The 18,163-nt window shown below is 39.2% G+C and carries 19 protein-coding genes and 1 pseudogene; 11 read left to right on the forward strand and 9 right to left on the reverse strand.

The genetic code is table 11. The features are described from left to right. Positions 1-155 precede the first annotated feature (155 nt). The 7 genes from C4H12_RS12665 to rimP form a co-directional block, all read right to left on the reverse strand. Positions 156-2,495 (reverse strand): TonB-dependent receptor, encoded by a 2,340-nt coding sequence (locus C4H12_RS12665; protein WP_106099224.1) that lies wholly within the window; start codon positions 2,493-2,495, stop codon positions 156-158. 367 nt (positions 2,496-2,862) lie between these two features. After that, complete coding sequence (locus C4H12_RS12680; protein WP_174688427.1) at positions 2,863-3,063, reverse strand: helix-turn-helix transcriptional regulator; 201 nt, start codon at positions 3,061-3,063, stop codon at positions 2,863-2,865. 129 nt (positions 3,064-3,192) lie between these two features. Continuing rightward, on the reverse strand, positions 3,193-4,431 hold the full coding sequence (locus C4H12_RS12685; protein ID WP_106099225.1) for a helix-turn-helix domain-containing protein: 1,239 nt from the start codon (positions 4,429-4,431) through the stop codon (positions 3,193-3,195). Then, positions 4,428-4,871, reverse strand: a complete 444-nt coding sequence (locus tag C4H12_RS12690) for a hypothetical protein (protein ID WP_106099226.1) — start codon at positions 4,869-4,871, stop codon at positions 4,428-4,430. The genes C4H12_RS12685 and C4H12_RS12690 overlap by 4 nt, the downstream gene beginning before the upstream one ends. A gap of 106 nt (positions 4,872-4,977) precedes the next feature. Beyond that, positions 4,978-7,854 (reverse strand): translation initiation factor IF-2, encoded by a 2,877-nt coding sequence (gene infB / locus C4H12_RS12695; RefSeq protein ID WP_106099227.1) that lies wholly within the window; start codon positions 7,852-7,854, stop codon positions 4,978-4,980. 178 nt (positions 7,855-8,032) lie between these two features. Continuing rightward, a complete protein-coding gene (nusA, locus tag C4H12_RS12700; protein ID WP_106099228.1) occupies positions 8,033-9,265 on the reverse strand; it encodes a transcription termination factor NusA in 1,233 nt (410 codons plus the stop codon). 10 nt (positions 9,266-9,275) lie between these two features. Beyond that, positions 9,276-9,743: a ribosome assembly cofactor RimP gene (gene rimP / locus C4H12_RS12705; RefSeq protein ID WP_106099229.1), complete on the reverse strand. Its 468-nt coding sequence runs from the start codon at positions 9,741-9,743 to the stop codon at positions 9,276-9,278. 633 nt (positions 9,744-10,376) lie between these two features. Between rimP and C4H12_RS12710 the strand changes: the two genes are divergently transcribed. From C4H12_RS12710 to C4H12_RS13740, 11 genes and pseudogenes are all read left to right on the forward strand, one after another. Beyond that, a complete protein-coding gene (locus C4H12_RS12710; RefSeq protein WP_106099230.1) occupies positions 10,377-11,204 on the forward strand; it encodes a universal stress protein in 828 nt (275 codons plus the stop codon). A gap of 248 nt (positions 11,205-11,452) precedes the next feature. Beyond that, entirely contained in the window at positions 11,453-12,403 is a 951-nt protein-coding gene (locus tag C4H12_RS12715) for a hypothetical protein (protein WP_106099231.1), read from the forward strand. A gap of 19 nt (positions 12,404-12,422) precedes the next feature. Then, entirely contained in the window at positions 12,423-13,307 is an 885-nt protein-coding gene (locus C4H12_RS12720; protein ID WP_106099232.1) for a hypothetical protein, read from the forward strand. A gap of 20 nt (positions 13,308-13,327) precedes the next feature. Then, positions 13,328-13,489: pseudogene (locus C4H12_RS12725) on the forward strand (PAAR-like protein); the annotation flags it as partial. Continuing rightward, entirely contained in the window at positions 13,464-13,655 is a 192-nt protein-coding gene (locus tag C4H12_RS12730; RefSeq protein WP_106099234.1) for a hypothetical protein, read from the forward strand. The pseudogene C4H12_RS12725 and the gene C4H12_RS12730, both read left to right, overlap by 26 nt. Before the next feature lie 44 nt (positions 13,656-13,699). Next, positions 13,700-13,951, forward strand: a complete 252-nt coding sequence (locus C4H12_RS12735; protein WP_106099235.1) for a hypothetical protein — start codon at positions 13,700-13,702, stop codon at positions 13,949-13,951. 1 nt (position 13,952) lies between these two features. Continuing rightward, positions 13,953-14,726, forward strand: a complete 774-nt coding sequence (locus tag C4H12_RS12740; protein ID WP_106099236.1) for an SMI1/KNR4 family protein — start codon at positions 13,953-13,955, stop codon at positions 14,724-14,726. Between the two features lie 65 nt (positions 14,727-14,791). Beyond that, entirely contained in the window at positions 14,792-15,292 is a 501-nt protein-coding gene (locus C4H12_RS12745; protein ID WP_106099237.1) for a hypothetical protein, read from the forward strand. A gap of 41 nt (positions 15,293-15,333) precedes the next feature. Beyond that, positions 15,334-15,996, forward strand: coding sequence for a hypothetical protein (locus C4H12_RS12750; protein ID WP_106099238.1), 663 nt, complete (start codon positions 15,334-15,336; stop codon positions 15,994-15,996). Beyond that, on the forward strand, positions 15,989-16,576 hold the full coding sequence (locus C4H12_RS12755) for an SUKH-4 family immunity protein (protein ID WP_106099239.1): 588 nt from the start codon (positions 15,989-15,991) through the stop codon (positions 16,574-16,576). Before C4H12_RS12750 ends, C4H12_RS12755 begins: the two co-directional genes overlap by 8 nt. Positions 16,577-16,601: 25 nt before the next feature. Further along, the gene (locus C4H12_RS13740) at positions 16,602-17,078 is read left to right on the forward strand and encodes a DUF6678 family protein (protein WP_106099240.1); all 477 of its coding nucleotides are present in this window, start codon (positions 16,602-16,604) and stop codon (positions 17,076-17,078) included. 2 nt (positions 17,079-17,080) lie between these two features. Here C4H12_RS13740 and C4H12_RS12765 read toward each other — a convergent pair whose 3' ends face one another. Beyond that, entirely contained in the window at positions 17,081-17,536 is a 456-nt protein-coding gene (locus C4H12_RS12765) for an isoprenylcysteine carboxylmethyltransferase family protein (RefSeq protein ID WP_106099241.1), read from the reverse strand. A gap of 23 nt (positions 17,537-17,559) precedes the next feature. After that, positions 17,560-18,144 (reverse strand): DUF4303 domain-containing protein, encoded by a 585-nt coding sequence (locus tag C4H12_RS12770; protein WP_106099242.1) that lies wholly within the window; start codon positions 18,142-18,144, stop codon positions 17,560-17,562. Positions 18,145-18,163 lie beyond the last annotated feature (19 nt).

Raw genomic sequence — 18,163 nt, forward strand, 5'->3', positions numbered from 1 at the left:
CAATTTATGAGAAAGCCCCGTCCCCCAAAGGCAACAATCTGCAAAAATGAGCATTTTTAAAATAAAGATAATGTTTAGCCTCGCACAATAATCGCCTTCACAGCTTTCCCCCCCTCTCCAAGGGAGAGGGGGAACGGGGGTGAGGACTTTTCGCACTAAAATTCTATTTTATAACTGATATTAGGAATCACCAAAGTAGCCTTGCTAAGCTCTATCTGCCCCGTTTGGTAATTGTAATTATGGTCAATGTAGATAGGAGCGCCAAGTACATTCTTCATCTGTAAGGATAGCACACTGCTGCTCTTTCTGTGGTTAATGCGGTAATTTACCGTAATGTCTGCGTAGGTAAGGGTACCCATTTGTTCGCTATAAGCCCTACTCTCATCAAATATCACACGTTTTTGGGCTACCGATTGGCTTTCCAAAATAGGGCTGTAACGCTCCCCTCCCGTTACAGTTACCTTTGCATTTACATCCAGCACCTTGCGGTTATTAGCAAAATAGAACTCTTTACCCCAAAGGGCATTCAGTACAAAACCTTTGTTATAGCGCGTATTGCGCCATACATTATCCCCCGCCTTATATTCCGAACTAAATACCGAACCAGTAATCAGGTAGTAATAATTATCGCCCAAAAAGCGCTCCAAAGTAACATCAACACCATAGTTCCTACCCTTAGTGTTACTCACCAGCTTTTTGTTCAGAAACAAGGCACGTCGCAAGTTTATAAGCGAATAGCTGGTGCCTTCTTCTCCTGCTATATCCCAAAGGTATTGGTAATACCCCTCAGCCTTTAAGCGTAGCTTGTCGCTAAGCAGCCAGTCATACCCCAACACAAAATGATGCGCTTTTCCAAGTTTTAAATCCTTATTCACTGCCACACCTCCTACTTCTATCATATACACATTCAAATCTTCGGGTTGAGAGTGTTTGCCATAGCCAAAACTCAAACTGTGTTTATCGGAAAGTTTCCAAGCCAATCCTGCTCTGCTTTCAACAGAGAGTTCTTTATTCAAACCAAAGTAGTGAGTGCGCAACCCTACGTTAGCCAAAAGGGCAGGCGATAACTGGTATTTCAGTTGGGCATAGCCTTCGGTAAGATGTGTATTGCCAGCCGAATTAGCAATACGCGCATAAGTCGAAGGCACATAATCCTGTGCAGCACTTAGGTTATACTTATAAAAAAGCTGTTTGCTGGTAACTCCCACCTTCAAAGTAGCCAAACGAGAAAATTTATGAGTTACTGAGGTCGCCAAAGTAAGCGTACCGTTTTGCTTTTTTAGCCTACTATCAGGGCTGAATCTAGAAGCATCATCCCAAAGGTAATCCGTACTAATACGGTTGTCACTCCCCGATAGTGCAATATCCGATACTACCCAGCTACCTTCACCAGCATTCACTTGGTGGCGCAATCCCACAGTACCCACATAAGTATCCCAGTTGTTGTCCACACGGTCTATATCAGTCTTCCAGTCAGCAGGATTGCCTAAGGCTTCTTTATGGGTGTTGTCAATGCCTCCTATACCCCATAATGCAAACGTACCAGCCTTTTCCGTAGGAAAGTTTAATTTGAAGGAAAGATCTTGATACTTAATACGCTGCCCAGTTTTGTTGATTTTCAAATCGCTTAGTAATCCCAAAGTAGAATAGCGATAGTTGAAGAGGTAAGAAGAACCTTTGCTGCGCGAAATCGGACCTTCCGAAGCAAAGTCTACTCCCAATACTCCCACCTGTGCCGTATGTTCATAACGTGAAGTATTTCCCGTACGCATTTTCACATCAAATACAGCTGCCATAGCATTGCCATATTCAGCAGGAAAAGCCCCTGTCAGAAAATCCGAATTAGCTATTACTTGGTTGCTAAAAAGTGTAACCAATCCACCTCCAATAACATTACCTCCCGAAAAGTGCTGAGGTGAGGGTATCTCTACCCCTTCCAATCGCCATTGTACCCCTTGCGGTGCGTTACCACGCACTATGATCGAGTTGTCTTGTAAGTTACCCGTAGTAACCCCCGCAAACGCCGATGCCAAGCGTGCAGGGTCACTCAGTCCCCCCGCATAGCGTTGTGTCTCCTCTACCGAAAAGGCACGCGCACTCACTGTAGCCATAGTGTTAAGGACTTTTTCTTTGCGCCTACTCGCTACTATCTCCACACCTTCAAGCTCAGTGGCAGCTTCTTTAAGGGCGATACTAAGCACTACTTCTTTACCCGAGGTAATCATTACCTCAGGTATAATGCGGCTCTCATAGCCTATGTACGAGATTTCTAAAGTTACCCTTCCTAAAGGAAGATTTTGAAGGGTAAAATGACCATTTTCATCAGTAATAGCCCCTATAGCAGGGGTAGTGTTTTGCACCACTACGGCAGCACCCATTAAGGGTTCGTGTGTGCTTTGGTCATAAATAGCACCCCTTAGGGTCTGTTTAAAATCTTGCCCCTCTGCCATAAGCGGCAAGGCAAAAAATAGGAAAACATATAAAAAGGTTTTCATTGCGTAATACTTTTAAAATTCTGGGGCAAAAGTACAGCGCAAAAAGGGGTGCATCGCCCAAGCGTGAGGGTTTGGACGTTTTTTTTTTTACCAATGTGCTAATTTAGCAATTATTAAATCAGAATATTGTTTTTTCATTTCAGCAGAAAGAAAACTATGTTCAATCCACTGCTGCCAAGTAGGAAGTGTTTTGGCAAATCGCTGGTAAGTTGCAGCTACTGTTTTTTCGTTTATTTGTAAGGATTTGGCTGTGGTAGGGTGTCGCTTGTAAGGGTAGCGTAACGCTCATCATACACAAACTGATACCCCTCCTGGTCTTCAGTAAGGAGTCCTGCCAACTGATTTTTGTAATATACAACGGCTTGTTTTATTTCTCAACAAGGGTTGTTACCCCTACTTCAGCACCAAATAGTGCTAATACTTTATTTACTTTATCTAAACGCAAGGTACTTTTTCCTTGCTCTAATTCGCGTACAAAACGCAAACCTACTCCTGCGCGCATTGCCAATTCGGTTTGTGTGAGTTTTAGCTGTTTGCGCCTTTCCTTTACAAAAGGAGCGATATTCATAATTAACAAACTGACTAATTAACACATTTGCTAATTAGTTTATACCTTTTCGGGTATAAAAATGTATTTCTTTAGCAGAAGTATACCCTGTCGAGTGTTGTTTTAGTTCTCACTTTCCTTGAATATACCTTATTTCTCTTTCACAAACTGGCTCGGGGTTTTGCCTTTTAGCTTCTTAAATACTTGGTTAAATGATGATTTAGAGTTGAACCCTGCTTCATAGGCAAGCCCCAATAAGTTGAAGTTTTTATCAGTATCTTTCTTAGCCAAAATAATAAATTCCTCTACCCTGTACTCATTTACAAAGTCATAAAAATTCTTCTCCTCATATTGGTTAATAATCTGCGAAAGATGATTAGGTAGTACACCTAGTTTCTCTGCCAATTGGGTTAAAGATAACTTGGGCTCAAGGTAAGGTTTCTCAGTAGTCATAAGGGTCAAAAGCTGTTGGTGTAGGGCAGTAGCTTCTTCAGCTTTCAATCCCGATTTTCGGTATTCAGGCATTTTAGCCATAAGGGTATCCTCTTCCCGTACAGCCATTAAAGATGCACCCTCATTCCATATCTCCTTTTCTTTGTTAGGGGCTTGTAGTTCTTCTGCCTCTGCCTCGGTAGGCTCTTGTAACTCATTCTTTACCGATAAAGACCGTACTGGCTCAAATATACCTTGGTATCGTATTCCCCAAAAGCCTATAATCCCTATAAGCAGTACAAATAGCGCTAAGAAAATAAGTTCTATATTAACCCCCAATTCTATTTCTAACAGAAATTGCAGTATATATCCCCCTATCATTACCCCGAAAATAATACCAAACCCTATGAGTAATAATCGCAGCCATTGCAAGCTGATTCCTTCATTATAAGCAAACTGTTCACTTATCACCCGCTCATATTGGTTAATTTTCCGATATGCCAATATTGAATATACCACACATACCACCACAAAAGCTACAAACGAAATCGTAAATAACCATTGATAAGGGCTATGGTAATCAGCTTGGTCTATCATTGCCTTCTCAGCAGCCGAGTAGCCAAAAAGGAAAGGGAACATAGCTATATAAGTAATTACAAAAGGCAGAAAATGCAACCCATCTCGCCAGTAAATCCGCTGTGGTTGGCGCAGGTTAGCCACTACATATAAGTACACAAAAGGAGCAAATAGCAACGGGAAGGGGTGTGTAGCTCCTACCAAATGCGGGTATTTTTCCCAATACCCCAAATAGTGCAGATAATAGTTCAGTAGGTAAATGGCAATAGATAGTAGCCATACCCCCAATATATTGTCCGATAGCCTTTTAGGGGCTTTGCTAAAAAGCAATACCGAGAGAAAACAACATAAAAAAATACCAATGACAAAAATACTACTCATAACCCCTTATACAAATTTACAATCACCGAAAATGTTCTTCCTTGAAAGCTATTTCCCTCTTTAAAAGCAAAAGAATACCCCCAATAAAATTCAATAGCATTGATTAGTGTAATGCCTATGCGGGGCGTTATCGCCTCAGTGTTTACCGAAACGCCTACTCCCGCCGGTAAGATAAAAAAAGCATCTGCTCCTACTTCCGGTATTATTTTCCAATTATCAGGTTTCCCTATCTGTGCACCAGCATATACTTTAGCTCCCGCCGCAGCCAAGCCGCTGGGGTCTACCTCGGTACTGTTCAGCGAGACACCCACAAAACCAAAGCTATAGCTCCCATTGGTACGAGTGTAGGCAGTACGGACACCCCATCTATCAAGTGGCTCCATTAGCTGTGCCTTTGCCCATAATGGTAATAATGATAATAAGAGTACTAATAATTTCATAGGATGAAAAATTAAAAAAAGGTTGCTTACAGCCGCAAGCAACCCTTAGTTTTAGTATTATTTTTCAGCTAAAAAGAAGCATATAATAAGCCTAAAAGCGTATTCATTATAATTTCTTCTTCACAGCCACTTCTTGGAAGGCTTCAAGTACATCGCCTTCGTGAATGTCGTTATAGTTCTTAACTTGCAAACCACAGTCATAACCTTTGCTCACCTCTTTAACGTCATCTTTAAAGCGTTTAAGTGATGAAAGCTCACCTGTGTAGATAACCACATTGTCACGCAACAAGCGTATTTTTGAGTTGCGGAATATCTTACCATCAGTAACCATACAGCCTGCAATAGTACCTACTTTTGATATTTTGAACAATTCGCGTATCTCTACCGTACCAGTTATTTCTTCTTTAAATACTGGCGAAAGCATGCCTTCCATAGCATCTTTCAGGTCGTTAATAGCGTCGTAAATAATTGAGTATGTACGTATGTCTATTGATTCTTTTTCAGCCAAAGCACGCGCATTAGTCATTGGTCGTACATTAAAGCCTATAATAATAGCATCCGATGCCGAAGCCAATAACACATCCGATTCGGTAATAGCACCCACTCCTTTGTGAATGATTGATACCTGAATTTCTTCAGTTGATAGTTTTTGGAAGGAGTCAGTAAGCGCTTCTACCGATCCGTCCACATCTCCTTTAAGGATAATGTTCAGTTGCTTGAAGTCGCCTAAGGCTATACGTCTTCCTATCTCATCCAGTGTAATATGGCGTTGTGTACGTACCGATTGTTCGCGTTGTAGTTGTGCACGTTTAGCTACTATCTGTTTAGCTTCTTTCTCGTCTTCAAATACGTAGAATTTATCACCCGCTTGCGGTGCACCATCTAGCCCAAGGATAATAATAGGAGTCGAAGGGCCAGCCTCTTTCACTTTTTTACCGCGTTCATCGTGCATAGCACGTATTTTACCCGAGTTAGTACCCGCTAGCACGTAGTCACCCACGCGTAAGGTACCTGTTTCTACTAGCACTGTCGATACATATCCTCTACCTTTATCCAAGGCAGCCTCTACTACTGTACCTATAGCTGGTTTATGAGGGTTAGCTTTTAATTCTAATATCTCAGCCTCCAAAAGTACTTTTTCAAGTAGTTCTTGTACACCTATACCTTGTTTAGCCGAAATATCTTGTGATTGTATTTTACCACCCCATTCTTCCACCAATAGGTTCATACCAGCTAGGCGTTCTTTAATCTTATCAGGGTTAGCATTTGGTTTATCTATCTTGTTAATTGCAAAAATAATAGGCACACCAGCTGCTTGTGCGTGGCTTATCGCTTCTTTGGTTTGTGGCATCACATCATCATCAGCAGCTACCACAATAATAGCAATGTCAGTTACTTTGGTACCACGGGCACGCATCGCTGTAAAGGCCTCGTGTCCTGGTGTATCCAAGAAAGTAATGCGTTCTCCACTCTCCAATTTCACACCATAAGCCCCAATGTGTTGCGTAATACCACCACTTTCTCCTGCTATTACATTCTCTTTACGGATGTAGTCCAAAAGTGAAGTCTTACCATGGTCTACGTGTCCCATAACAGTTACTATAGGCGCACGTGATACTAAGTCTTCAGGTTTGTCTTCCTCAATATGAATAGCCTCTTCAATATTTGCAGTGGCAAATTCTACTTCAAAACCAAACTCATCAGCTACTATTGATAGGGTTTCAGCATCAAGACGTTGGTTCATAGTAACCATTATACCTAATGACATACACGCACCTATTACCTTATTAATAGGCACATCCATCATCGTAGCCAGTTCATTTACAGTTACGAACTCAGTAAGTTTTAGTACCTTTTCTTGTTGTTCTTGTTCTGCAAGTTCTTGTTCTGCCTTTTGGCGGTGTGTTTCACGTTTTTCTTTACGGTACTTAGCACCTTTTGATTTGGTAGTTTTACCTTGTAAGCGTTCCAAAGTCTCGCGTACTTGTTTTTGTACTTCCTCTTCAGTAGGTTCTATTTTAGGTATAATCTTAGCTTTTTTCTCTTTCTTGCTATTGTTTTCAGCTTTAGCAGCTCCTGCATTATTAGCTTCATTTTTACTGATGCGTTTGCGTTTGCGTTTTTCGCTGTCGTTATTATTAGCAGCAGCGCTATTGCCTGTTGCCAAGTCTTTTTCTTTATCCTTATTGCGGTTGCGTTTCTTCTTCTTTTTCTTTTTCTCAAACTGGCTAAGGTCAATCTTTTCACCTACCACTTTAGGGCCAGTAAGTTTCTGGTACTGAGTTTCAATCACACCAATAGGAGCTTCAGGGGTAACTTCTTCTTTTTTGTGAAGTTGTAGTTCCTTTTTCTTAGGAGGGGTAGCGGTTTGTGTAAGGGGATTTTGATAAACCGTTTTATTCTTCTGCTGAGCGTCTGCAGGGCGGTCTTTCTTCTTGTCTTTTTCCTTGTTCTCCTTGTTGGGTTTGCTTGTCTGTTGGGCAGCGTTCTTCACTTCTTCTTTATGACTTTTCACTGAGGTTGTTTGTTCCACTGTTTTGTTCTGAGCATCAGGGGCAGTAGTAGTGGTGGCTGCGGGTGCTATTTCTTGTGCGGGGGCAGTAGGGGCTGTAGCAGCTTCTTTTTTACCTCCGTCCAAGTCTATTTTGCCCACAGTTTTAAGCCCAGCTAGTTGCGCTTTGGCCTTTATCACCTCTTGCTCTTGCTGTTTGCGTTTCTCTTGATTTTCTTTCTCTTGTTCCAAGCGTATCGCTTCGCGCTCTTTGCGCTTATCAGCAACTATTTCCTTCGATGCTTCACGCTTGTTCTTATCAGCTTTGAACTTGTTTGAAAGGAACTCAAAAGCCTCTTCGGTAATCTTAGTATTCAAACTCGCTTCAATATCAATATTCTTGTATTTCTTGAGTTCGTCCACAGCAGTTGCCAAAGATATATTCAAATCCTTTAAAACTTTGTTTATTCTTATTGTTTTTCCCTCGCTCATATATGTTTTTTAAAATCCCTTATTATTTAAGCTCACATCAACCCCTTTTGGAAGGAGCATTCTACAAGTATATCCTCGTTAAATGAAAGATACACCCCAATTATATTTTTTATACTTATTTCAAAGTATATACTCAGTATCTTATACCTAGCACCCAAACCCCTATGGGCAATGCCTATTATTCAAATTCAGCAGCCAATATCCTTAGCACATCCTTTACAGTCTCCTCTTCAAGGTCTGTGCGTTGCATAAGCTCTTCAGGGCTAAGTTCTAATACACTCTTAGCTGTATCCAAGCCTGCTTTTTGCAGCTCTTCCAATACCCAGCCTTCTATCTCATCGTCAAACTCTGTAAGTTCTATATCCTCATCGCTTATGCCTTCGCGGTACACATCTATTTCATACCCCGATAGCTGGCTTGCTAGGCGTATGTTATACCCCGATTTACCTATCGCTTTTGATACCTCTTCATTAGCCAAAAACACATCAGCACGTTTTTCCTCTTCGTGTAATGTTACCGAGCTTACGTGTGCTGGTGCCAAGGCGCGTGAAATAAGCAGTTGGGTATTATTAGTGTAAGGTATTACATCAATATTTTCATTTCCTAGTTCGCGTACTATACCGTGAATACGTGATCCACGTACACCTACACAAGCTCCCACAGCATCAATTCTATCATCAAATGAATCCACTGCTACTTTAGCCTTTTCACCAGGTATGCGCACTACTTTATTAATAGTAATAAGCCCATCAGCTATTTCAGGTATTTCTTGCTCAAATAAGCGCTCCAAGAACAAAGGCGAAGTCCGTGACATTATAATCGTTGGCTTAGTGCTTTTCAGCTCTACCGATTCTATTACCCCACGTACATGGTCTCCCTTCTTAAAGAAGTCCGAAGGTATTTGTTTCTCTTTCGGTAGGATAATTTCATTCCCATCATCGTCCAATAAAATAATAGCTTTATGGCGAATATGGTGAATCTCAGCCACGTGTATCTGTCCAATAATGTCCTTGAATCGTTGGTAAATATTCATGCTATCATACTCGTGTATCTTCGAGATGAGGTTCTGGCGAAGAGCCAAAATAGCACGCCTACCCAAATCATTAATTTTAATTTCTTCCGAAACGTCTTCCCCTACCTCAAAGTCAGGCTCTATCCTTCTAGCTACCGAAAGGGCAATCTCTTGGTTGTCATCTGTAACAGCACCATCCTCTACCACTACACGGTTCCTAAATATCTGCAAGTCACCTTTGTCAGGATTAATGATAAAATCAAAGTTATCGTCCGATCCGTACTTCTTTTTCAAGGTATTGCGAAAAACCTCCTCCAAAATAGCCATCAAGGTTTCGCGGTTAATCAATTTATCATCTTTAAATTCTGAAAATGATTCAATCAATTCAAGACTATTCATATACGTAAAATTAAAATTTAATGATTACTCTAGCTTCTTTAATATTATTCAAGTCAAAAAGATGCTCCTTTTTAACAGTAATTTTGCCCTTACCTACAGGCTTAGGCTCACGGGTCTCAGTCTCCAGCACCACTTTGCCATCACTTAGCCCCTTCAAAAGTCCTTCTTGCACTTTCCCATCCAAGGTCGTAATTTGCACTGTCCTGCCTGCATTTTTCTTATACTGACGCTCATTTACAAAGGCTTCCGTAGCCCCGAACGACATCACATCAAGTGAAAAATCTATAGCCTCACCATCCAAATTCCCTTCAATAGCACGGCTCAAATCAATACAATCATCTATAGTAACACCCTCATCGCCATCAATAATAACACAAATGGCATTCGCTGCCGATACTGTAAGATCAGTCAGAAATAAATTCGAGTGCTCCTCTAAGTGCTTGTCTATAAGTGCTTTAACTTGGTCTTTTAAGTTCATTTGTTATAAAAATAGGGGACTTGCAGTCCCCTTCAGAATTACTTTTTCGGTGCAAAGGTACAAACTTTTTTTTAAATAGCAAGAAAAAAAATATTTTTTTACACGCCTATGCCCCCTCCCAACCCCTTTTTACCCACCCCCAAAACCACCAAAACCACCATAATACACCCCTCTTCTCCTCTTCCCAACCCACACCTTCACACCCCCAAATTAACAAATTCGCAGCCTTTTCCCATTTTCATTGCCAATCTTTCAAAATTTCATCCCCCTTCTCTCCTGCCTCTTCCCTTTTATCTCTTCCCTAATAATCAGCCCTTTCCGTCCCACTCTTTTACCTCTTACCCCTTATCTCTTACCTACTTTAAACGAACGATGAACGAACTATAAACGAACTGTAAACGAAGTATAAACATTACTACGCTGGTAATCAGCCCTTTTTTATCCCCATCTCCTCATTGCAAAAAATACAACAAAACTCCCCCAACACTGCATTTTTCACAACCACCCCCTTGCCCCTTATCTTTTGCCTAAAATAAAACAAAAAAAATTTGGCAGTTTCAAAAATAAGTTGTACCTTTACCACGTGAAAGAATAAAACCGTAATTCAATAACAAAATTAAACATTTTACTCTTATGAAAAACATCTTAGTAACCACCGATTTTTCCGAAAAATCAATCGCTTCTCTACACGTAGCATTGAGTTTCGCCAAGCAACACAAAGCCAAAATATTCTTGTTGCACGCCATCGAATTGCCCGTCCGTATGATTACCGAAAGCCAAGTGTCAATACCCGAGGCAATGTACTTCCTTAACCTCACCAAGCAACGCTTTACCTCTCTTAAAAAAGATTTAGATACTTCGGTAGAAATTACCGAGCTTATCGAAACAGCACCACTGCCCGAAGCCGTCGACGAAGTCGTTAAAAAACACAATATCGACCTCGTATTTATGGGATCCAACGGCGCCTCAGGAGCCAAAGAACTATTCATCGGTTCCAATGCCGAAAAAGTAATACGCTCCGCCACAGTACCCGTATTAGTAATTAAAAATCCCAATGAAAAGCTCAAAATCAAACACATAATGTTCGGTTGCGACTTCTCAAAACGCTTCTTGAAACCCTTTGAAAAAGCCCTTAAACTCGCCAAGCTATTCGGCGCCAAGGTCGATTTGGTATACGTCAATACACCCTATCAGTTCCTTACCACCCACGAAATTAACCACCGTATGCAAGAGTTCCTCAAAGAAGCCGAACACTCCAAACAACGCTTTGAAACTCATGTATATAACGACATAAGGGTCGAAACAGGTATCTTGAACTACGTCAAAGAAAATAAAATAGACCTCATCTGTATGTTCCCTAACGGCCGCAAAGGTATCGCCCACTTCTTTAACGGCAGTATCAGTAGCGACTTAGTGAACCACTCCAATACTCCTGTACTAACCATTAAGTTAGAAAAATAAACCCACAACCCTAGGTCTTATTCTACTTTTAGGTTTTAGGTATAGCATTACGCCAATACCTAAAACCTAACTTTTTTTACTTGCAATTCAAAAATTAAATACTATTTTTGTAGCCCCAAATATATCGTAGCCAATACACAATACCACAAATTTAAAAACCAAAGTAACTCATAACCAAACAACAAAAAAATCCCTGCCACAATAACTCAAACTATAAAGTACAGCCTACTTATAGCAATTAAAACACTATGCAAACAGAAATCATTTGGAAAACAACACTTAAAAACGGTATTTATGGAGGTCTTACCCCTCCACTTGCCGACCCTTTTAATCCCGACCATTTCTATATAGCTGATGGTTGGGGTTCCAAGTATGCCTCAATGCGATTGCACAAGCTCTCCTTCTCTACGGGTAAAGAAGTAGCCAATGTGTTGATACGCAACAGTGTGCGCTGTATGTATTTCAGTGCAGATGGGCAATATATATTTGCTATTACTGATAATAAGATATTTCAACTCAGCAGAGAGACTTTGGCAGTAGTCAAAAAACACGAAAAAGGCATACCTAAGTTTTCTGATTATGTAGCCTCTAATGACCAAGACACCCTTATACTAATGAATTTCAACAGTATAACTGTTACCGCTTACAACTATTTAGAAGGAAGTACAAGGAAAAAGAGAATCAAAGGAGAAGGCTGTGCCTTGATAACACGAGAAAAACCAGATACTTACCTCATAGCTTCTTACCAAAATGGGGTAATACAACGCTATGATACCACAACTAACAAAATAGAACTCCTTTTTAAAACAGACAGCTTTCATTCTGTTTGCCGAGATAGTAAGGGCAATTGGTATTTCCATTTGGGGCAGTATATTCCGCCAAGGAGCAATACTACAGGGATTAAGAAGCCTTTGTACATCATACGAGTACTGAAAACAGATGTAACTCAAAAGCACTATCCTCTGGGGCTACCTTTTAAAAAACGTATACAACTTTCGGGCGATGAGCAATCACTCTTTTTAAGCAATGACCACAACCTATGGAAGTTCTCTTTACAAGAAGAAAGGATAACAGATACAACTGTAATTTCAGGAGGCGAGAAACTCATTCATTTCTTTGAAAAACAGCAGTTTTTATTATGTGTAGAAGCTGATAGTGATTATAAAAAATTGGTAGGAAGAAGAGTTTTAGCATTGTAATTTTTAATAAAAATATAATATGATAAGAATTCTTATACTTTTCGTTTTATTCACTTTATATAGTCAGGGACAAGATCTAAATATTAATTTAAAAAAAGATAAAGTTATGGAATATTTTGATGTAAACAAATATAAAGACTGGGAAATAGACCCTGATTATTATCCCATTACAGGAGCTAAATTTTTTAAAAAAGGAGATGAAAGGGTTAGTATACACTTTTCTAATGAAAATATTATTGAAGTTAAAAGTAATTATCAATCTCCTATTAAAACTAAGAATATTTATTATTCATCAAATAAATTATTATGGAGTTCTAAGAAAACATTCTATAATTGTATTATTGGTATAGTTATAGAATATAATGAGATAGGGAAAGCTATTAAAAAAACTAATTATGATAAAGAATATGCATTTACAATTGATGAATTATGTGATTTTATTCAAGATGAGTATAATGTAAATATAAGAAGGATCTCTGATGGATATATTAAGTGGGATGTTAAAAAAATATATGAGCCAATCTTAAAAAAAAGTTGTTATAGAGTAGATTTCTATACCCCTAAGCCTCAAGTAGGGGAAATCTATGCTAGAAAAGAAATCTACATAGACAGTAAGACGGGAAAAGTACTATATGAAGAAAATTCTTTTCTGTTTTTAGAAGGAGGTGATCTATTACCTAAATCTAAAACGGACTTTCCTAAAAAAGATGATATAAATAATAATTCAACTTCCCTCTTCATAGAAGAAACAAAAGAACCTAAAGAATTAGGAGTTCCTTATAAACAAGAGGGGTATTACCCTCCTGATACTTACCGTTTATATGATGGTAGAGCCTATAACAGAGAAGAATGGGCTGCGTATGTTAAAAGACAAAATTGGCTGGTTCGTTGGTGGTTGAGTTAAATGTTTAAAATGTATAAGTTATGCCACAAATCATCACTAATACTGCAGAACTCAGTTGCAATCAAGGTACTGCAACAAGTAATCTCACTGTTACAAGTCAAGATTTTGTAACTATTGAGGGCAAAGCTATGGCTACTGAGGAAGATAAACAGGCTAATGCCAATATACTGCCTTTTAAGCAATGACCACAATCTATGGAAGTTCTCTTTGCAAGAAGAAAGAATAACAGATACAACTGTAATCTCAGGAGGCGAGAAGCTCATTCATTTCTTTGAAAAACAGCAGTTTTTACTATGTGTAGAAGCTGATAGTGATTATAAAAAATTGGTAGGGCGTAGCTTTCAATAGTAACAATTTATTACCCACAGTCAAGCACTAATAATTATTTTAGTATGAAATTATTCAAGCAAAAAACGTGGCAGTTTGAAACCTCAGGAGTAGAAGGCGAGGTAAAACTCTTTGGCGTAAATATCTTTGACTACCAGTGGCAAGAAACGGGAGAATATATAAAAGTAACAGACCCTCTCTATCACGCCGAAAGGTCTTTTTGCCTTTATAAAGTAGTGATAAACGGCGATACACATAGCTTTGTAGCAGGAGAATTTAGCAATATGATATGGGGCTTTTATTTATTGAAATATTGATATGGAAAACATCAAAAAACTATACAACCTCACACCCAAGGACTGCAAAGGCTTCTCGGAAGCACAGTTATTAAAAGCTGAAAAACGCTTACACATCACCTTACCTGAAGAGTTCCGAGCGTATTACCTACAATTAGGGGCAACCAAAAGTGTAAACCAATCCTATAACTCGTTGGCAACACCCCAGCAATTGTATTTTGCAGGCGATTACTTATGCTTTTGTGAAGAAAACCAAGGAGTAGTGATGTGGGCTATCCGCAAAGAAGATTTAACCAACCCCAATCCGCCCGTTTGGGGTAATTACGGCTCCGAAACCGACCCCAATTGGACACAAGAAACTCAAAGTCTCTCCGACTTTTGGCTCTACCTTGCCATTTACAATGGTGTGATGGGAGGCTTGCCCTACAATGCCAATGCAATGGGCGGTTGGGGTATGGAAAACTTTGAAGTACCCGAGCAAGCAGTTGCCCATATAGAAAAACAATATACCGAGCTTACCTCTCTCAGTTGGGAAGGACAACGCACCTTTACCGATACCGATTTTCAAATAGTCATTACCCTTGCCATACACCAAGTCACAAACCGAGCCACTGCTATTTTTACAGGTAGCACTCAACAAAAGTTATTTGATACTCTTTTAGATGCTATGGAAAACTTTGGCTTACAATGGGATTACACTTCCTACGACGATGATGATGATGACGATGATTTTCAAGTAGTCTCAGAAGCTGAATTAAATGAACTAAAAGCCAAAGGCTTATGGACACTAAGTTAGCTATTTTTGCACTACCAATGATAGAAGGTAACGATTTTGAAGAGTTTTAGAGAAATCTATTTTTTATGAAAAAGAAAATACTCACATATATTTATATCTTTTCCTATGCAGCTTTACTTGCTATGATTATTGGAGGTTTGATATTAATGATCATTTCATTTGTACAGCATCGTGATATGATCTTTAATCCCGATACCTATACCAAAAGGTTTGTAACACTTGATTCTGTCATATATTCTACTACAAAAAGGGGCTCACACTACCCTCAGAGGGCTTATTCAAACCAAGTGAATAAGGGTAAAACTATTATTGAAATTGTGAATATCGAAAAAGGTACTTTTTATAACTATGTTCAAAAGGAAAATGATAAAAACTATATATACATTTGGTACAAGCCTAATCAGGAGTATGCTTATTTAGCTAAAAAAGAAGAAACTATTTTTCCAGTAGAGGAATATTTGCGTGATCATAGAAATCTGATAATTGCATTTTTGGCAACAATTATCCTCAACAGGGCACTCCACCGATACCTGTTTAAAAGATGGTGGTCTTTACCACCCAAATAGCTTTATAAGTCCCTTTAAATATTTTAAATTATTAAAAAAATATGACCGAAGCAGTAGCAAAACACATCAAAAAGCTCCATCAGTTGGAGAAAAAAGGCAATTTAGAGGTAGAACACCTCCTAAAAATTCTCAAAACACCTAATAAGGAATATATTACTCCCTTGCGAGAAATGGTAGCGCAATACCATTGGCAACCACTGAACGATGAGCTTATTGTGCCTTTCGCCTCGTGGGTAGATGCCATTTGTATTTATTTAGAAGAAGGGGTACAAGGCTTGGTAAAATCAATACACAAAACAAAAGACTTTTTTAGCATCGTTTTTGGAGTATTGAAAGGGTTACCTACTGAGGAAGCGCTCCCTGCCTTTTTAGAAATTGCCCAAAATTTTTCTGCTAAAATCACCGATGAGCAACAGGATTTTGTACAAAAATATGCCTATTCACTTTGTAATATATCACACCAGCTCAAAGGCGAGAACGTTAGTAAAGACCATCACGACACTTTTGTGCCTATCTTAAAGCAAATTATCAGCTTTGCACAGTCTAAAAAAGACGAAGTCCTAATGTGTAGTGCTACTGTATGCTTTCAAGCCTTTGGCGACAAGAGTGATATACCCTACCTCAAAGCACTCTCCTTTACAGAAGCCTATTACAAAAACACAGGAAAAACCATCGCCAAAAGAATAGAGAAGAAATATGCTTAGTTTTACAAAAGACGATATAAAAGCCCTACACCAAGCCGGCATTACTGCTGAGTTGCACCCTCCTCAACCCCACCTAATGAGCCTTGACGAGGTACTGCAAAACAAGTTTGCCCTCCTGAACGACTATCCACAAATGGGGTTTTACTTCATTCGCTTTCCCGATGAGCTTATACCTATGCAACAGCAAGGGCAACATTTCCAGTGTTTTGGAAAATGTTGTTATGGTTATTTTGCACTGAATGCTAAGAGGAATGTATACTTACTCTCTACCAATAACGATTATACCGATGCCCCTGCGGTATGGGTGAATCATTCGCTGGAGGAATTTATCAAAAGTTATAGCCTGTTGATGGCGGGAGTATTTCAGCTCAAAGGTAGTGATACATCTACCCAAGAAAAACTTTTTGCAGTACTGGATAAAGTTGCCCAGCAAGTAACCGAGGCTCTCCGCGAACTTAATCCTGAATTATTAGAAGAAGGAAGCCTTTGGAGTCAATTTATTTATATGATAGAAGACGGCTGGTTTAACATCGCTTATCACGAAATATTCTATATCAGAGAAGGAAGAAGAAATCTGTAATAATTTGTCAATTAAAAATACTCCTATGGAAAAATACAAGGAACTATTTCCATCCACAGAAGACTACCATCGCTATATAGAACAATTGGAAAAGAAAATAAGCACTTTTGCCACTTCGTATATGAGCAATGCCAAATGGCGCAAGCTCTTTACGGCTATCATCGCTCATAAAAATCTTATCAAGCAGTGCGAAATATATGATTTCTTTGGCTATTGTGTGAACGAAATTGCTTGGCACAAAGTAGGCAATGACAGCGATTTGTACATTCAAGAAGATTATATTTCGGAAAATATTACCACTGGTGAATACCCTACTTATTACCGCGAAATTGAATATATAGAGTTCAAAGCGCGCTGGCAAAAGGCATATATTGGCAAGTTAGTCCCTCCTATTTACGAGACACAAGACCTCAACACTATCGAAACCTTGCTCCATAGCATAGGTCAGTTTCAGTTATTAAAAACAGAAGAGAGTTTGAGGGTATTGGGGTATGGTAATTAAAATTACAGCCAGCGGCGTACTTTCAAGCAATAGTTTTCGTATTCTTTGCCAAATTTCAGTCTGAGAGCGCGCTCTTCTGGAATGATTTGGAAGCGTGTCATATAAGCTATGAATAGCGGTATCCCTATCCAAGTTAAAAGATAAGAGAGCCATATCGCCCAAGCGAGCAAACAGCAAGCCAAGCCTACGTACATTGGGTTACGACTCAACTGGTATACCCCTTTTGAAACAAAATGAGTAGCCTGCGATGGCTCAAGAGGATTGATAGTAGTGCGAGCTTTCCTAAAACTCCAAAGACTAGCTAATCCAACTCCTATACCTATCCCTGCAACAACCATAGCCACTACAGGCAAGTGAGGCAATGCGCCAAAAGGCAATAAACGAGCAAACACCCACATTATCAAAGCACAGATAAACCATACTGCAGCAGGTGGGATTTTAAGTTCTAAATTCTTCATTTATAAATCAACTAATGTTTTTTTTAGAAAGGAGCATACACCCCCAAGTCTTTTCCCCAATCCAATTCGGCAAAACGAGTACTAAAAGCCTCATACACTTCTTTGGAATTGATTTGTAAAGCGGTGTAGTTCTCAATTTCTTGTAGTTTTGAAATATCAGTAAATGATACAAAAATAGGTAGGTTGCTATGTTTTAATAAGCTTTCTACCTGAGGTTTGGCTTTAACAAGCGCTGCCATACACACTTCAAGCATAGTTTTCCTATAGTTATCACAATCGCTTTTGATAGCACTCGCCTCTTCCCTAAGTTTTTTATTAAAGGCTTTCAACTGACTATCTTCTAAATCATAACTCATACACAACCATTCATTAGGCGACCATTTAAAATATAGAAAATCGTCTGTATTAGTAGGTGTCACCTCATTTTCTGAGAGTATACTCTCCAAGTCTTCAGTATTGGCTAATGCTAAAAAGAAATGTTCCATAGCATCATTGCAAACCAATGCCAAGGCATAAGGTTGTTTGTGAGTGTCCTTCATTTGGTTCAAATCGCTCACAATACTATTGCACAAGGTACTGGTGAGTTCTTCTATTTTTTGTTTATCCATAACGTTATTATTTTAAAGG

Origin of the sequence: Capnocytophaga sp. oral taxon 878 (assembly GCF_002999135.1) — a bacterium.
Lineage (GTDB): Bacteria > Bacteroidota > Bacteroidia > Flavobacteriales > Flavobacteriaceae > Capnocytophaga.

Coding starts and splice junctions, on each gene's coding strand:
- infB (WP_106099227.1), bottom strand. CDS start 7,854: ATGAGCGAGGGAAAAACAATAAGAATAAACAAAGTTTTAAAGGATTTG.
- C4H12_RS12685 (WP_106099225.1), bottom strand. CDS start 4,431: ATGAGTAGTATTTTTGTCATTGGTATTTTTTTATGTTGTTTTCTCTCG.
- C4H12_RS12710 (WP_106099230.1), top strand. CDS start 10,377: ATGAAAAACATCTTAGTAACCACCGATTTTTCCGAAAAATCAATCGCT.
- C4H12_RS12715 (WP_106099231.1), top strand. CDS start 11,453: ATGCAAACAGAAATCATTTGGAAAACAACACTTAAAAACGGTATTTAT.
- nusA (WP_106099228.1), bottom strand. CDS start 9,265: ATGAATAGTCTTGAATTGATTGAATCATTTTCAGAATTTAAAGATGAT.
- C4H12_RS12770 (WP_106099242.1), bottom strand. CDS start 18,144: ATGGATAAACAAAAAATAGAAGAACTCACCAGTACCTTGTGCAATAGT.
- C4H12_RS13740 (WP_106099240.1), top strand. CDS start 16,602: ATGGAAAAATACAAGGAACTATTTCCATCCACAGAAGACTACCATCGC.
- C4H12_RS12750 (WP_106099238.1), top strand. CDS start 15,334: ATGACCGAAGCAGTAGCAAAACACATCAAAAAGCTCCATCAGTTGGAG.
- rimP (WP_106099229.1), bottom strand. CDS start 9,743: ATGAACTTAAAAGACCAAGTTAAAGCACTTATAGACAAGCACTTAGAG.
- C4H12_RS12755 (WP_106099239.1), top strand. CDS start 15,989: ATGCTTAGTTTTACAAAAGACGATATAAAAGCCCTACACCAAGCCGGC.
- C4H12_RS12665 (WP_106099224.1), bottom strand. CDS start 2,495: ATGAAAACCTTTTTATATGTTTTCCTATTTTTTGCCTTGCCGCTTATG.
- C4H12_RS12680 (WP_174688427.1), bottom strand. CDS start 3,063: ATGAATATCGCTCCTTTTGTAAAGGAAAGGCGCAAACAGCTAAAACTC.
- C4H12_RS12690 (WP_106099226.1), bottom strand. CDS start 4,871: ATGAAATTATTAGTACTCTTATTATCATTATTACCATTATGGGCAAAG.
- C4H12_RS12730 (WP_106099234.1), top strand. CDS start 13,464: ATGCCAATATACTGCCTTTTAAGCAATGACCACAATCTATGGAAGTTC.
- C4H12_RS12745 (WP_106099237.1), top strand. CDS start 14,792: ATGAAAAAGAAAATACTCACATATATTTATATCTTTTCCTATGCAGCT.
- C4H12_RS12735 (WP_106099235.1), top strand. CDS start 13,700: ATGAAATTATTCAAGCAAAAAACGTGGCAGTTTGAAACCTCAGGAGTA.
- C4H12_RS12740 (WP_106099236.1), top strand. CDS start 13,953: ATGGAAAACATCAAAAAACTATACAACCTCACACCCAAGGACTGCAAA.
- C4H12_RS12720 (WP_106099232.1), top strand. CDS start 12,423: ATGATAAGAATTCTTATACTTTTCGTTTTATTCACTTTATATAGTCAG.
- C4H12_RS12765 (WP_106099241.1), bottom strand. CDS start 17,536: ATGAAGAATTTAGAACTTAAAATCCCACCTGCTGCAGTATGGTTTATC.